Here is a 16,250-nt window from a genome sequence, read left to right as displayed (position 1 = left end):
AAACTGGGGGAGGGGCGAACGAAATGAGTCACTATAGTGACGCTGTGGGAGAGAATCGGATTTCTGTTGTCATCATTGCGCAAGACGATGAAACGAGAATAGCGAGTGCGATTGCCTCCTGCAAGCCTTTTGCAGACGAAATTGTTGTCATTGATGGCGGGAGCAAGGACGGAACGGTCCGTGTATCTGAGCAGTTAGGCTGCAAGGTATATGTGAACGCTTGGCCTGGTTATGCAAAGCAGCGTATTTATGGCAGTGATCAAGCTACCTATGATTGGATTTTCGTTATTGATACCGATGAGGTTGTCAGTGAACCTCTAGCGGCTTCCATTCAGAAGTTGAAAAGTGACTTGTCTAATCCGAGCAAAGCCTATGCTGTCTTACGTATTGGTGACTTTCTAGGACGCTGGATGGGCAAAGGCGAGAAGCTTGTCCGTCTATATAACCGTACCGAAATTCAGTACCGGGAAAGTCTGGTACATGAAACGCCGGATGTTGCAAGTGAGAATATCGTGTATGTGCCAGGTGTTCTGTGGCATTATGGTTTCCGCAGCATTCATGATCACATTCAGCGGTTTAACAAGTATACCGATCTGGAAGCGGAAGGCGCTGTTGCTGCGGGGAAACGATTTAGCCTGCTGCGAATGATCGTCCGTCCATCCTTGCGATTTGTACAGAAATATATCGTTCATGGCTTGTATAAGAAGGGAATTCCAGGACTTGCGGTATCCCTCTTCTGGGGCATATACGAATTCCTAGTATGTATGAAGCAGTATGAGCTTGGGCTTGCTCGGAAAAGAGTGAAAAAGTCCCAAGAAGAGCCAATTAAGGAGGGGAAAGCTTATGCTACACTGCAATAGTTTGCGGATCCTGTGTACCGGAATGGGTTGGCCATCTGCACAGCCTGGAGGACTAAACACCTATTTCAAGCATATTTGCGAAAGCTTAGCTGCCCGTCATGAGTTGGAGGCGCTGGTATGCAGTGCGAATAAGCCGATCGTTCAAGACATTCGTGTCACGAATGTTGCCGCAACTGATATGAAGTTGAGTAAAAGACGAGATGCCTTTCGGAAGCACGCTGCAGAGCTGATGAATGGGCAGAACATCGATATCGTTTATTCCCACTTTGCTCCCTATAGCATAGGCGTTGCCATGGAGGCCAAAGCGCGAAATATTCCGGTGGTGATGACGTTTCATGGTCCTTGGAGTGAGGAAATCAGACTCGAAGGCAAGGGATTGAGGCATCGAATCAAAACAATGATCGCTAAGAGTTGGGAAATGAAAGCATATCGGCTCGCGGATGCCTTCATTGTGTTAAGTGAAACCTTCCGTGATATTCTTCATCATCAGTACGGTGTCCCGCTTTCAAAGATTCACATTATTCCAGGCGGGGCTGATGTTGCCCGGTTAAAGCCGGCTGCGGATCGCACAGCGATAAGAAGGAAGTTGCAGCTGGAGGAAGGGACGACAGCGGTGTTGACCTTAAGAAGATTAGTCAACCGAATGGGTCTTCTTCAATTACTGGAAGCTTGGAAAGAGGTTGCGAGAACGGTTCCGGATGCCGTGCTGTTCATCGGTGGTAAAGGGCCGCTGCAAGGAGAACTGGAAAGCCGAATTGCTGAATATGGTCTCCAGTCTCGCGTTCGAATGCTGGGCTACATCCCCGATGGCGAGCTTGCTGATTATTATCAGGCTGCTGATCTGTTCGTTGTACCTTCCCAAGCATTGGAAGGCTTCGGATTAATTACCGTAGAAGCCATGGCTGCCGGAGTGCCAGTCATGGCGACACCGATTGGAGGCAATCGAGAAATTCTTCAGAAATACCGACCAGATATGCTGTTTGCAGGTAAAAGCAGCGAAGCTATGGCATCTGGTTTAATTCGCTTATTGCCGCACCGTGAAAAGTGGCCCACCGCAGAGCAATGCAGAAGCCATGTGTTGGAGAATTACACCTGGGATCGTGTATCCAAACAGGTAGATAGTATATTTAATCACGTAATCGATCAACATACGATTGCTTACGGCGGCAATCGTCAGGAAACCGCTGAGAAAAAAGGAGGACGTGAACAGGATGAGGGTAGCTTATTTGGATCATACCGCTAGATGGAGCGGGGGAGAAGTCGCACTGTATAACATTATTACCCATCTCGGAAACGAAGTAGACCCATTAGTCATTGTGGCCGAAGAGGGGGCGCTCGTAGATCGTTTAAGAGACAAAGGTATCGACGTTCGCGTCCTGCCTTTAAGTGATAAGGTGCGCAATCGCAACCGGAATGCCGTGAATTTGCAAGCTGTATCGGCCGCTTTTGAGCTTCTCAGCTATGGGAAGAGGCTCTCCAAATTATTGAAAGCCGAACAAGTCGTCTGTGTACATACGAATTCGTTGAAATCAGCTTTTTATGGAGCGGTAGCTGCTAAATTGGCTGGTATTCCTCTTATCTGGCATATACGGGACCATATCGGAGTTCCGTACTTGAAACCGATTGTCGCTCAGGCGATACGATGGATGTCCCGCTTTCTGCCGAACGGCGTTATAGCCAATTCGAATTCAACTTTGAATGCTTTGCATTTGCCGAAATCGAAAAAAACGTTAGTGGTTTACTCGGCTTTCGCAAAAACGAAGCATGCAGAGGTTGCTGTAGAGAAAAAATGGATGAAGCCTTACGTTGTCTTGCTAGTTGGCAGGCTGGCGGAGTGGAAAGGCCAACATATTTTACTCGAGGCGGCCAAGTCGTTTCTACCTGATCAGCAGGTTCAGTTCTGGATAGCCGGGGATGCCTTGTTCGGAGAAGATGCTTACAAGCAGCAGCTGCTTCAGCAAATGGCAGATGACAAGCTGTACAATGTCACGTTATTGGGACATGTGGATGATATTCAAACCTTAATGCAGCAAGCGGACCTTCTCGTTCATACGTCCATTACTCCGGAGCCATTTGGTCAGGTCATTGTAGAAGGTATGGCAGCTGGATTACCCGTGATTGCTTCTAATGAAGGCGGTCCGACCGAAACGGTCGTGAATGGCGAAACCGGACTTCTCATTACACCCGGGGACCCCGCTTTGCTTGCCGATTCCATACGCTACCTGCTGGAGAATCCTGATGTGCGGCGCAGAATGAGCGAGAATGGCATAAAACGCGTGGAACAACACTTTGTCATCGAACGAACCGTTACCCAAATCACTCATTACTATGCAGGTTTAATTGCGAACTCGTAATTATCCTACTAGTAAATAAAGGATGGATCAAATGAAAATAGCAATCGCGCATGATTATTTGGTTCAAATGGGCGGGGCCGAAAGAGTGGTTGAAGTCTTTCACCAAATGTACCCGAGTGCTCCCATCTATACGACCATGTTTAGCAATAATCGGCTGCTCGATGAGCTAAGAGATGCGGATATTCGAGCTACCTGGTTGCAAAAAATGCCTGGAGGGAAAAGCCATTTTAAAGAAATGCTTCCCCTATATCCGTTTGCGATTAAGGATTTTGATTTCCGAGAATTCGATATCGTACTTAGCTCAAGCAGCGCTTTCATGAAAAGTATTCAAGTTCCGAAGGAAACGTTCCATCTTTGTTACTGCCATACCCCGATGCGATTCGCTTGGGATTATGACACCTATATGGAGCGACAATCCAATTCAAGTGTGATGAAGCGGCTTTTGAAGATCTATATTGATAGGCTTAAGCAATGGGATCAAAAAACGTCGGCTAACGTGAATCAGTTTATTGCTAATTCCTCCGTCGTAAAAAATCGCATTCGTAATTATTACCAACGTGATTCCGATGTTATTTTTCCGCCGATTAATACGTCACGCTTCCATAGCTCAACTTCCATTGATGATTATTATTTGATTGTGTCGAGACTTGTTTCGTACAAGCGAATTGATCTGGCGGTAGAGGCATTTAATCAAAATGGACTGCCTTTGTACATCGTTGGTGAAGGACCCGATATGGCAAGGCTTAAGTCAATGGCCAAAGGAAATGTCCGTTTCCTCGGAAGACTGGATGATGGTTCGGTGACCCAAATGATGGCGCAGTGCCGAGCGTTAATCTTTCCTGGTGAGGAGGATTTCGGCATTACACCGCTGGAAGCGAATGCTGCCGGAAGACCTGTTGTTGCCTATCAAGCAGGAGGTGCATTAGACACGATTGTGTCTCATGTGAATGGTGTATTTTTCAAACGGCAAGAGGTAGAAGATCTGATGCTTGCGATTCAGGAAGTGGAAAACCATGCATGGGATGTCAGGCAAATCGTGCAGCATGCGCAGAAATTTGATGAGAAAACATTCATGGATAAACTAAAAGACTACATGGGTAAGGCCTATCAACAATTCAGAGAGGGGCATTGATCGTATGGATATTGCAGTAATCGGGACGGGGTATGTGGGGTTAGTTTCCGGGGTATGCTTCGCTGAAGTGGGCAATAACGTCATCTGTGTGGATCACGATGAACAGAAAATTGAAAAGCTGCAAAACCTGATTTCTCCGATCTATGAACCTGGTATTGAGCAACTGATGGAGAAGAATCTGAATGCCGGTCGGTTGGCCTTTACCTCTGATTTGGCCCAAGCCATCAGTCAATCTGAGCTTATTATCATTGCGGTAGGCACACCTTCTTTACCCAATGGAGAGGCTAATCTGACTTATATCGAGCAAGCGGCCATGGAAATTGGGAAGGCGATGAATAGCTATAAAATCATTGCAACGAAAAGCACTGTTCCTGTTGGTACGAACGAGCATATTCAAATGATTATTGCCATGAACACGATGCAGTCTTTCGACGTCGTATCGATTCCAGAGTTTCTACGGGAAGGCTCGGCAATCGACGATACCCTACATCCGGATCGGATAGTCCTCGGGATTGAAAATCCAAGCTTAGCCGCACCTCTCACGGAGCTGCACCGCTCATTTACCGATCAAATCTTCGTTACGAGCATTCGCAGCGCGGAGATGATCAAGTACGCTTCGAATGCCTTTCTAGCGACCAAAATTTCCTTTATTAATGAAATATCGAACATTTGCGAGAAAGTTGGCGCTGATGTCACCGAGGTTGCCAAAGGAATGGGGCAAGATAAGCGAATTGGCTCTTCCTTCCTGAGTGCGGGTATCGGCTATGGGGGTTCTTGTTTTCCAAAAGATACAGACGCGTTGATTCAAATAGCCGGTAATGTCGACTATGAATTTCAACTGCTAAAGTCGGTTGTCGAGGTGAATAAATCACAGCGGTATAAGGTGATATCCAAGCTGGAGGCGTCCCTCGGTCCGCTTAGCGGCAAATCTGTTGGCATCTGGGGATTGTCTTTTAAACCAAACACGGACGACATTCGTTATGCGCCTTCCATCGAAATCGTTGAAACCCTGATTCGTGCGGGAGCGCGGCTGAAGCTGTATGATCCCATTGCGATGGAGAAATTTCGGGAACGCATCGACCATCCGGCGATTCAGTGGTGTGAGAATGCCTTGGAGGCAGCCACGGGGGCCGACGCTATTTGTTTACTTACGGATTGGGAGGAATTCAAAGCGGTTCCCTTGTCTCAGGTCATTTTCGTTATGGAGCAGCCGATTCTGATCGATGGTCGCAATGTATTTAGCAAAGAGCAGGTTCAGGGAACTGGACTCAAATATTATTCCGTAGGGAGACCAGATTTGATCGGGGCATCCCGTCCCAAAGCATTGGCTAGATAATAGACAAATAAACCGAGTGGAGCGTGGTATTCATGAAATTGGTTCTTCTTTCCGGCGGGTCGGGCAAACGACTATGGCCATTGTCCAATGATTCCAGATCCAAGCAGTTTCTTAGGGTACTTGAAGATGCTGAAGGCAGAAGCGAATCCATGGTTCAACGTGTATGGAGACAACTGCAGAATACGGGGCTCGGTGATGATGCTTACTTGGCGACGAACCGCTCCCAGGTAGAGATGATCATTAGTCAATTGGGTGGCGATGCACCGCTTATTGTCGAGCCTGAGCGAAGAGATACTTTCCCTGCAATCGCGCTTGCGGCTGCTTATATGTATGATGTCGAAAGTTTGCCTCTGAACACTGTGATTACGGTGTTACCCGTAGATCCGTATGTCGATGAGGCTTTCTTTCAGAAAATCAAACAGCTAGAGTATGTTCTGCACGAAACGGATGCGAATTTGGCACTAATGGGCGTTGTTCCAACGGTTCCGTCTGAGAAATACGGGTATATCGTTCCCTCTGACAAACGTAGAGAAGGGTCAGAAGCACTTCACGTTAACCATTTTGCTGAAAAGCCGAATCGTGAACAGGCAGCAGCCTTGATTGAACAGAAGGCGCTTTGGAACTGCGGTGTCTTCGCTTTCCGACTAGGCTATCTCATCGAAGTCATGGTGGAGAAGGGCATCCCGATTCAGTATGAAGAAATGCTAAAAAACTATCATAGATTAACGAAAATTAGCTTTGATTACGAAGTTGTAGAGAAGGAAGCTAGTTGTGTTGTCGTACCTTACGACGGCTATTGGAAAGACCTTGGCACCTGGAATACGCTGACAGAGGAAATGAGTCGATCGCAAATTGGAACGGGCATCGTGACTGAGGATTCCGAGAATACCCATTTGATTAATGAGCTGGACATCCCTGTTACGGTGATTGGAATTAAGGATGCCGTCATCGCTGTCAGCCCTGATGGAATACTTGTAACGAGCAAGTCAGAAAGTCCACGCATTAAGGAAGTCATGAATAAAATTGAACACCGTCCGATGTACGAGGAGCGCAGGTGGGGACGTTATCGCGTGATTGACTATGTCAAATATGCCGAAGATAATGAGGTGCTAACCAAACGGATTCTCGTTCATGCAGGTAAAAATATAAGCTATCAGCTGCATTATAAACGCAGTGAAGTGTGGACGATCGTAAGCGGCGTTGCGGATATTGTCATTAATGACAAGCTCTATCAAGTGAAGCCAGGTGATGTCGTTCGAATACCAGATGGAACAAGGCACAGCATTCGAGCGATAACGGATGTTGAATTTATCGAGGTTCAAAGCGGGTCCGAATTGGTTGAAGAAGACACGGTTCGTATTTGTATGGCATGGAAGGATATCCCCCTTCACCAATTTATTTAAGATTTGTTTTGAAACAACGAACCGCCTTCTATTCGACTTTAAGCGAATGGAAGGCGATTCCTTGTTTGAAAGCATAACTGAAATTGGAAAAACTTTCAAAACATTAATATAATGCTTATACAAATCTAATATATGCCCTGTATGGTAGATTAAGCAGAATGAGCATGCGTGTAAGGAGCGTACATCAGGGTTCATTGTGTCAAACTACCATACTGGAGGAAAGATGATGATCGATTTTTTTGGAAAGGCGGGTGTGCGAAAGAAGGTGATTTCCTTATTGTTTCTACTCTCTTTGCTAGCACCGAATATCTTGCTTCACCCTAATGTAACGAATGCGTCAGTTGTTCCTATCAACTCACAAGCTACGTATGAGGCAAAGGCTGTACTGCAGCAATTGTATGCCATTTCGGGGGTAAGCATCATTAGCGGGCAGCATGATTATTTAGAAAATCCGGATGAATGGACGAATCAAGTCAAAGGCTTGACGGGTAAATATCCGGGGCTTCATGGTTATGAATTCGGCGCCATTATGGATCAAACTGAAAGTCAATTGGCAGATCAAAGACAAAAGGTGGTTAATAGTGCGATTGCGTGGAACCAGGCTGGCGGTCTGGTAACGATATCATTTCATGAAAGTATTCCTGGAACATGCCTTTGCTGGTCGAATGTAAAGAAGGAAATGAGCCAAGCCGATTTTGATAAGTATGTTACGCCAGGTACTCCCGAGAACACGCAATTGCTGGCAGATCTCGATAAAGCAGCCGTGTACTTAGGGAAACTAAGGGATGCAGGTGTTCCAGTCTTATGGCGTCCGTATCATGAAATGAATGGGAATTGGTTCTGGTGGGGCAAGAAGAGCAACTTCCCTGCCTTATGGAATATCATGTACGACCGCTTCGTAAATGTGCATAAATTGAACAATTTACTTTGGGTTTGGAGCCCGAATGCACCGAATGCATGGTCTGACTCGTATACAGCCACTTTTCCTGGAGAAAATAAGGTGGATGTTCTCGCCGTTGATATCTATGACAACGATTACCATCCGGATTATTACGCGAAAATTGTTGAATTAGCGAATGGTAAGCCTGTAGCGGTGGGGGAAAATGGTGAGCTGCCTAGCGGTACTATTTTGAATGAGCAGCCCAAATGGGCCTATCTGATGACTTGGGGCAAAATGCTGGCCGAAAATAATAACCTTCAAGAAATTGAAACCTTTTATACGAATTCCAAATTACTAACCAGAGAGTCTCTTCAATCTATGAAAGCTCCAGTCTCTCCACCTTTCTTGCAACCTGTCTTACAGGATGAGAGATATGGGCTGCAAGCAGAATATTACGATAATAAGGATTTGACCGCGCTGAAGGAAACGAAGGTGGATGCTAAGATTGATTTCAATTGGTCTACGGCGGCTCCCTTTCCTTCCATGCAAGCAGATACGTTTTCCGTGAGATGGACGGGGAAACTTAAGCCCAAATATACGGAAACCTATAAGATTTCAACCTTAAGTGACGATGGCATCCGAGTTTGGGTGAATGGTGTGTTGGTTATTGATAGTTGGTTTAATCAAAGCTGGGTGGAACGATCCGGAACCATAGCGCTTACCGCAGGCGTGCCTGTTGATCTCAAGGTCGAATATTATGATAATACGAATGGTGCTGTTGCCAAAGTCATGTGGACGAGCCCGTCCCAAGTGAAAGAAATTATACCCGCGAGTGCCCTATTACTTCCTTGATGGTTGAGAGGTATCTAACATGATGAGATATGTGATTGTACCAGCTGCCTTGTTGATCTTACTGATCCTGACCTCGGCTTCGAATAACTATGGTGCATCGGCAAAAACAGATTTGGTAAAAGTGATGACAGCTTCTAATCAGATTGGTAATCAAATATGGATGTTGGGCAGTCAGAACGACTCCTTTTTGGAATTTGGAAAAGAAAGTGCAGGACAGAGCAGTTACACGGTTACGCCCGACTTGAATCAGACGGATGTTTGGGACAGCGTACCTCAAGGTCTTAATAAATCCTTGAATCCTACCTTTGCGATCCATTTCTCGTTAGCTGAGATACCCGAATTTGGCGTTCATTTCCGTGTTCGAATTCTGGATGCTCATAAAGCCGTTCCACAGATGGCGGTTTTCTCCAACAAGATGCTTTCCGGCATCATCCAGATTGCTGGAGTCGGGGGAACAACAAGTACTTACCCGTACAAGAAATTATATGAGCTTTATATTCCTAAGGAGCAGCTGCAGCTGGGAACTAACGAATTGAAGCTGTCAGCCATAGGCTGTTTGTATTGTACGGCAGATGAGAATAAATTTCTCTGGTGGAAATGGGACTACCTCGCGCTGGATGCGCTGTCTTCACCTGCCCAAGAACCGATTCATGGGAGATATGTGGAATCCGGTACGAAGGTAAGTAATCTGTCGTTCTACTATGATCAGGGAGCAGTAAGGCACCTTCCGTATGTATTGAAATGGTTAGGAATCGCCTACAGCGGCAATGTGATGAGGGTAGATTGTGCGACTGATGTAAAAATGGGGTGTTCGTCGATCAAATCGTATTACGAAACCTTGCGTGATTATCACACTGGGGCCGTAGCTCTTCATCTGCATACAGGAAATATTAAACTGAAAGAGGATGGCACACTGCCAGCAGATGCCGAGAATAAATTATTGGATTATGTGAAGCAGTACGGATCCATGTTTCAATACTATGAGATTGATAATGAGCCAGGCTTGTTCAATCGCTCCAAAGAGGTGAATATAGCCATTGCAAAGTGGTTAAAAACCCATCTTCCTGAACTTGCTCCTCATGTAAAAACAGTGGCCCCCGGCTGGGCATATGCGCCTAAGTACAACATTAGAACATGTCGAAATCAAACCTCATCAGGCATGTTTAAATGTGGAGACCCCGACGGGTGGGAAGACGATCCGGCGCAGCGAATGGAATTAGAAGAGTTGACAGATCTAACGAATGGACATGCTTACGGAACTTCGTATTCCGATAATAAGGACGGAAGCTTCTTAGAAAATCTGCAAACCTTCGGAGGATCAGAGGATGGCCTCAAGAAGCTAATGTTGAATACGGAGTATGGGACATCGGATAGTCATATGGATCCCAAAGAGTTTGGTGCTACGCAGCCCCATTCGGCGGTCTTCGATCGGATTATGAGGGCTCATATCGGTTATGCCGATATGTTTATGCAGCATGCAGCGTTTTATCCGCAATATGCCTTGTTCGAGTCGGGGAATGATTTGAATCATCAAAACCCGGCTCAAATGAAGATTCATAAGAACTCAGTGGACAAAGATACACGAGTTGGGATTATGCGCAGGTTGAATCTAGCCTATGCCACGCACGGGAAACCGCTGGTTTACGAGCTCACCAACAAGTCGGAGCTGGCTGATAAGCTTGTTTATTTTCGCGGCGTGGATACATCGACATTGCCACCATTGCCAGGATCAGGAGAGAAGTCGGACAAAATTCTGCTGAACTTCGTAAATTTTGGGACGAGCACGCAAACGATCCATGCGAAAGTCACTATGCCCGAAGCTGCTTTGTACGAGGGAGAAAGATTCGGAGCGGGTGATACCTATGAATCCGCTCGTACGTATTTGACAGGACTGCAAGCAGCCCCTGAGCTTGAATTCAAGGAAACGCTGCAGCCAGGTGAAGCAGTACAGTATATCCTAACACGGACAGATCGGGTAAAACCGATCGCACCTGCGTGGATTCAGGCAAAGCCAATAGAGAATTATGCGATTGAACTTAGTTGGAAAGAATCGGAAGGAGCACATAGTTACGATGTTTTACGAAAAATGGGTACGGCTGAGGGCAGCTATGAGGTGATCGCTGAACAAGTGCCAGATACTGGCTTTGTCGATACGGATACTTTGGTTGGGAACCCATACATGTATCAGATCAGGGTTTCAGGTACAAAAGAGGTTTCACCGGCGGCAACGGTGACAGCTGCCGATGAAGTTGCGCTAAAGCGGGAAGAATGGGAAGTAACCAGCAGTTCTGGCAAACCTCAAGGTGCGATTGATGGCAGTCCCTATACGCGCTGGGATACTGGGACAGCTCAAGCACCCGGGCAATTTTATCAAATTGATATGAAGACCTCGTTCACAATCAACCAAATCGTGATGAGAACGGAGAACTCGCCGAATGATTATCCAAGGAAGTACGAGGTATATGTATCTTCTGATGGCTTCAATTGGGGATCACCAGTCGCATCGGGTTTTGGCATAAGCGTTCTAGAAATCAACTTGAAGCCACAAAATGCTCGCTATGTTAAGATTGTCCAGGCAGCGAAAGCAGGAAATTATTGGTCGATCCATGATCTGCAAATTTACGGTCACAAAACAGATTGACAGAAGCTTGTCACGAATAGAAGTAAAGGAAGGACAGCTGCTCCGAAGGAGAGCTGTTTTTTTTTGTCGTCACATAAGAAAGTAAAGGTGTAGAGAAAATGAGCGACATTTATGAGCGGGAGTTCACACTGCAGTACTAACAGAATACACTTAGAATAGATGACATTAAACAACGGTGTGACGAGGAGGGGTACAGTTGAGATATACAGTGCAATATATACCTCTAAGTAAAATTAAGCCGGAAAGTATCGCTGCTAAGACCTCACTAAGAAATAAGGAGTTAAAAAAAGTTGCGCAGGATCTAATGCATCTGTTAATTGTTCGGAAAAGCAGAAAAGAAGGTGGTTACGTCATTCTGGGCGGACATCATCATTTCGATTTTCTCAAAAAGCATACAAAAAAAAGTGCAGCTGTATGTCTGGTTGATGAAAGAAAAATTTCAACAAGTGTAGGAACTTGGATTCATCGCTTCAGGAAACGACCGCTGCCTTATGATATTCCCGAAATCTCACCGGAACGGATTGCAGTCAACAGCTGGACGATCATTCGTACTTTTCTGAAAAGGGAGCCCCGATTTCGAAGGCTTTCCCGAAGACAGCAATTGAAGGTACTTCGGCTTGGTATTCAATATAGGAAAACAACGATACGATCCATGCAAGCAAAAGTAGAAGATCTATTAAATAAGATGGTGCATTGAATACAAAAGGGAAGGAGCCCCCGCGGGAAGCCCCTTCCTTTTTCATGAGCCTAAAAAAATGTCCAAGACGAAGACCATTTTAGAAAATAGCTGACGTAGTTTTTATTGACGACAGCACCGGATAACACGGATAAAACATGATAAACATGAGAAGCACTGTGCCCAAATATATATAGATCCATTTTGCTCGAAGCTTCAAATGTTCATGGGCATATTTAATGACGTAAGTGATACATAGGATCATGAAAGGAACGGTCGCGAAAAAGTGGTAAATAAATGTGAGCCGAGGTACGCCGATCCATGGCACATATTCCGCCGCTAGTCCGATAAGGACAACCATCATCCACTTTTCTTTCGTTTTCAGGCAAATATAGATGGCTGCAAAAACGGCCAAGATGCCAGGCCACCAAATGGCCGGATTCCCCATGGCGACAATGCTGGAAACTTGGTCAGGTGAGAGTGAAACCTGCCCATAGTACCAAATCGGTTTTCGAATAATAGGCCATTCCCACCATGAGGAGGCAAACGGATGAGTAGCTACAAGGTGACTGTGGTAGTTGTACATAAATTTTTGGAAAGAGAGTACAGCCGATAAGTCGTGTCCCGGTCCGGGAACGCGTAGAAAGGGAATATAGCTTAACGTGTAAATGACAACCGGAACAAGAGCGAACATGACGAATGCCGTACAGATTGTTTTCCATAATAAGGGAGGGAAACTGTGAGCGAGAGTTTGCGTTTGACGAATAGCTGATGTATTCGATTTATGTTTGGCTTGTGTTGTTAGAAGAAGTGTTGTATGTCGGTATTCTTTATATTTTTCGTATAAAACTAAGCCTAGAATTACAGCCAAACCAGCACCAGCGTAGAGGTCAATCCATTTACAAGCAGCGCCGATACCAAAAAATAACCCTGATAAGCTAAGCGAGATCAATGCAGTTTTGAGAGGAGCTCGGCTGAGGCTGAGCACGTAATATTTGTACATAAAGTAGTACATCATCATAATGAAAAATACACCGTAAACATCAATGGTAGCAATCCTTGTCTGAGTAAAATGCATAAAATCACAGGCTAGCAAAAAAGCGGCAATAAACCCGTATTCGGATTTTCCAAACAATTTTTTAGCGAACAGATACATAAGTGGGATCATCGCGATACCAAACAGCGTGCCCACGATTCTCCATCCGAACGGATTCATGCCAAACATGGCGATTCCCATGGATATTAGCACTTTTCCCAGCGGCGGGTGGGTCGTTTCGTAAGGCTCCATGCTGTGTAAATGCTCGAAGGCTGTTCTGGCATGATAGATTTCATCAAAATACATGCTGTTCATAAACGAAGGTTGGCGCGGAACGGTGCCGGGTTCGTTAAATAGGTTTTGTGCTTGTGCCAAAGAATCATTGCCCATGTTCAAGGGAATCTGTTTGGAAATAAGGATGGGTTCCTTCTCCTGATCGCTCATAAATGCAAGCTCATAAAGAGATGCACCTGGTTTAACTACGGTAATCTTAGCAAATTGCGCTGAGAAAGAGACAGGGGACTGCTTCCACTGAAAAACGGTTCCCCCGTTCAAGGAAATGGTGGTCACAGGTTTCCATTGAATGGTATCGTTCGACTGTTCGATTTGAAAATCGCCATCTCCGATACCGCCATACCACATGACGCGATTGATAGATGCGATGTGATTGAAGTCTACGTAGAAGCTTTCCTGGGCGAGCTTTGGCTTCCAATCCTTTTGTGGAGCGCTGAATGAGCCGAGCTGATACAGTGCAATGGCGGCGAAGAGCAGCGTCAACCCAGTCATGGCAGTTTTATCTTTTTTGGTAAGTTTGGTGAGCATTTTCATTGGCGTAAAGGTTTGCTTTTGCAGCTCAGTATGCTTGGACACTGATTTAGAGAGTTTGTTCTCCTGTTGATCTGATTTTCTAGATTTAAAGAGCTGAACGTTGTTTCTGATATAAATCTCCCATCCTACATAAATGGCATAAACAGCAAGAATCACATGGCATAGGGACACAATTTTCATGAAAATATCAGGGCCACTCGTGAAGTACTGCTGGTCCAAGCTATATTTGAATATATAAGCTACGTTGGCAAATTGGGTGAAGCTTAGCGAAATGAACAAATAGAGGATTCTTTTATCTTTTATGCCTAAATAACTAATCAGAGAAAGCAGAACGACAGGATACCCATATCTCTCGTGCATACCGGTTTTGAATACGAAAACGAGCAAACTGATGAGAAATGCTGAATAGTAAAATCTCGAATTGTCTCGACTTTTGAAAAACAAAAATGCGGTAATAGCTACAATAGCCACTACAATTATATTTCCCCAAGTGCTCATACTCATAAAAAGCCACTTCGTTGAGGCTGGCGAGCCGTTGAAACCGAATAGGGTATACAGGTTAGCCGCATTCAATGATGCATAAGGATAACTTAGAAACATGGATTTATACAGATCCAGAATCCAATACCATGGTTTGTGAAGAGAGAAGGGAAGCACGCCAAGGACAAAAACAACTGCACTTATAGCAAGTGAAGAAACCCACGTTTTCACATTTTTTTGTGTTATTAATGGATACAGCAGCAGCGGGGTGAAAATAATCGCCTGTGGTTTGATCAGGAAGGCTAGGGTGAGTAGCCCGGCTGCTTTTGGAACTTTTTTATCGGTAAGAGCCGTAATCATGAAGAAAATTACAAGCGTATAGACGGAATCAATTTGCCCCCAAACCGTAGAGTTCAGATAGACAGCAGGGTTGAGGAGGTATAGGAAAGCAAATAGGGCGGAAACTTGATGGTTCATGTGCTTTTTGGCTAGTCCATAAATCAAATACGAAGTGAGAAGATCAGCCATGATAGCAGGGAGTTTGATCAAAATGATGGCCGCCGCCGATTGATAATTCAGAGAGAAAATCTGCTTAATCGCCCCGATCACATAGAGGATATAAATGTAGCCGGGAGGATAATCGACAAACATTTGATCATTGTAAAAGCCGGGCAAGCCTGCCGTGAAAGCGTGATCGGACCAAGCGCTGAAATCGATGAAATCGATAGGATGCCCTTGAATGAGAGGGGCACCAATTGTTCTAAGGACAAAGCCTGCAAACATAAGCAGTCCAATATAGGTGGGAGCAATGTTCTTTGGATCTGTAAGTTTACTGTTGTGATCAGGCGCTTTTGCTATCATCCGAATGCAAATGATTACGTACAAGAGAGAAAATACTAGGGTGAAAATGAAAAAACCTGTATGAGAGCTCGTGGTGGCATGATTAGTAACGGAAGTGGGCTGATCGTCAGGAGAAACGGAAAAGACTTGTACCCCAGCTGGAACAGCAGCCACTTCTTCCATTGAAAAATCATCGAAATCAGCTGTGCCTGTATTCAAACTTCCATACCCTCCGAGGCGCACAGCTACGACAATCTCCTTCTGGTTGGCACTTGTTTTTCCATAAAAATCGACTAGTTCCCATTTCCCGTTCGTCTCCTTGACGTCCCGGGACATGGAACCAACTCCAAGCACTGAAATGTTAGCGCCAGTCTTATCGGATCCGATACCGCTTGCCCTAACCCAACTGGAGAGCTTATAGATGGCGCCGGATTTCACTTGCACACGCTGGATCCATCTAGCGTCATTGGGTTGACTATTATGAACACGCAAAAAATGATTGCCTGCATGTGCCTGGCCGCTTTCCAACGTAAAATTGCTCACATCAGAACCTTGCTGATACGCATCTTGCGTCCATCCGGTGGGCCTATTTGATTCCACAGATTCGAATGAACCGTTTGTTAGTTCAACGCCATTTTCATATGAGTACGCTTTCGAACTGGGGATCAACAAAACTAAAAATAAACAAAACAGTGCCAAGCTTTTCTTCATAAATCACCTGCCAGTTTATGTATATTACCTATACGCGTATTATCTTGGACGAAACCAATAAAGTCAATCAACTTTTTAAACGCAAACTAATTAGAATTAGACATGTTAATCGTAATAATGCTCATCGGAAATAATTAACAACTTAGCTATAATTTATGAGTAAGACTTTTCAAACTTTGAGTTAATAAGACGGGAGGTGCTTGTAAAGACGTTTGACTTTT

Annotated in this window: 10 protein-coding genes; 9 read left to right on the top strand and 1 reads right to left on the bottom strand. The window is 45.1% G+C overall.

Annotation, left to right across the window (positions count from 1 at the left end; all coding sequences use genetic code 11):
• The first annotated feature begins 23 nt into the window (after positions 1-23).
• The 9 genes from ACBP55_RS24970 to ACBP55_RS24930 all read left to right on the top strand — a co-directional run bounded on the left by ACBP55_RS24970 (position 24) and on the right by ACBP55_RS24930 (position 12,155).
• Complete coding sequence (locus tag ACBP55_RS24970; protein WP_464645589.1) at positions 24-860, top strand: glycosyltransferase family 2 protein; 837 nt, start codon at positions 24-26, stop codon at positions 858-860.
• Positions 844-2,103 (top strand): glycosyltransferase family 4 protein, encoded by a 1,260-nt coding sequence (locus tag ACBP55_RS24965; protein WP_464645588.1) that lies wholly within the window; start codon positions 844-846, stop codon positions 2,101-2,103. Before ACBP55_RS24970 ends, ACBP55_RS24965 begins: the two co-directional genes overlap by 17 nt.
• The gene (locus ACBP55_RS24960; RefSeq protein WP_464645587.1) at positions 2,072-3,214 is read left to right on the top strand and encodes a glycosyltransferase family 4 protein; all 1,143 of its coding nucleotides are present in this window, start codon (positions 2,072-2,074) and stop codon (positions 3,212-3,214) included. The genes ACBP55_RS24965 and ACBP55_RS24960 overlap by 32 nt, the downstream gene beginning before the upstream one ends.
• A 31-nt stretch (positions 3,215-3,245) precedes the next feature.
• Positions 3,246-4,346: a glycosyltransferase gene (locus tag ACBP55_RS24955; RefSeq protein WP_464645586.1), complete on the top strand. Its 1,101-nt coding sequence runs from the start codon at positions 3,246-3,248 to the stop codon at positions 4,344-4,346.
• 4 nt (positions 4,347-4,350) lie between these two features.
• Positions 4,351-5,682: a UDP-glucose dehydrogenase family protein gene (locus ACBP55_RS24950; RefSeq protein ID WP_464645585.1), complete on the top strand. Its 1,332-nt coding sequence runs from the start codon at positions 4,351-4,353 to the stop codon at positions 5,680-5,682.
• Between the two features lie 32 nt (positions 5,683-5,714).
• On the top strand, positions 5,715-7,085 hold the full coding sequence (locus ACBP55_RS24945; protein ID WP_057306545.1) for a sugar phosphate nucleotidyltransferase: 1,371 nt from the start codon (positions 5,715-5,717) through the stop codon (positions 7,083-7,085).
• A gap of 223 nt (positions 7,086-7,308) precedes the next feature.
• On the top strand, positions 7,309-8,817 hold the full coding sequence (locus ACBP55_RS24940; protein WP_464645584.1) for a glycosyl hydrolase: 1,509 nt from the start codon (positions 7,309-7,311) through the stop codon (positions 8,815-8,817).
• Between the two features lie 19 nt (positions 8,818-8,836).
• Positions 8,837-11,458 (top strand): discoidin domain-containing protein, encoded by a 2,622-nt coding sequence (locus tag ACBP55_RS24935; protein ID WP_464645583.1) that lies wholly within the window; start codon positions 8,837-8,839, stop codon positions 11,456-11,458.
• A 196-nt stretch (positions 11,459-11,654) separates the two neighbouring features.
• A complete protein-coding gene (locus ACBP55_RS24930; RefSeq protein ID WP_464645582.1) occupies positions 11,655-12,155 on the top strand; it encodes a hypothetical protein in 501 nt (166 codons plus the stop codon).
• A 79-nt stretch (positions 12,156-12,234) separates the two neighbouring features.
• Here ACBP55_RS24930 and ACBP55_RS24925 read toward each other — a convergent pair whose 3' ends face one another.
• On the bottom strand, positions 12,235-16,029 hold the full coding sequence (locus ACBP55_RS24925) for a glycosyltransferase family 39 protein (protein ID WP_464645581.1): 3,795 nt from the start codon (positions 16,027-16,029) through the stop codon (positions 12,235-12,237).
• Positions 16,030-16,250 lie beyond the last annotated feature (221 nt).

This window comes from Paenibacillus sp. WG02 (assembly GCF_055396115.1).
This window is presented reverse-complemented; position numbering and strand designations above follow the sequence as displayed.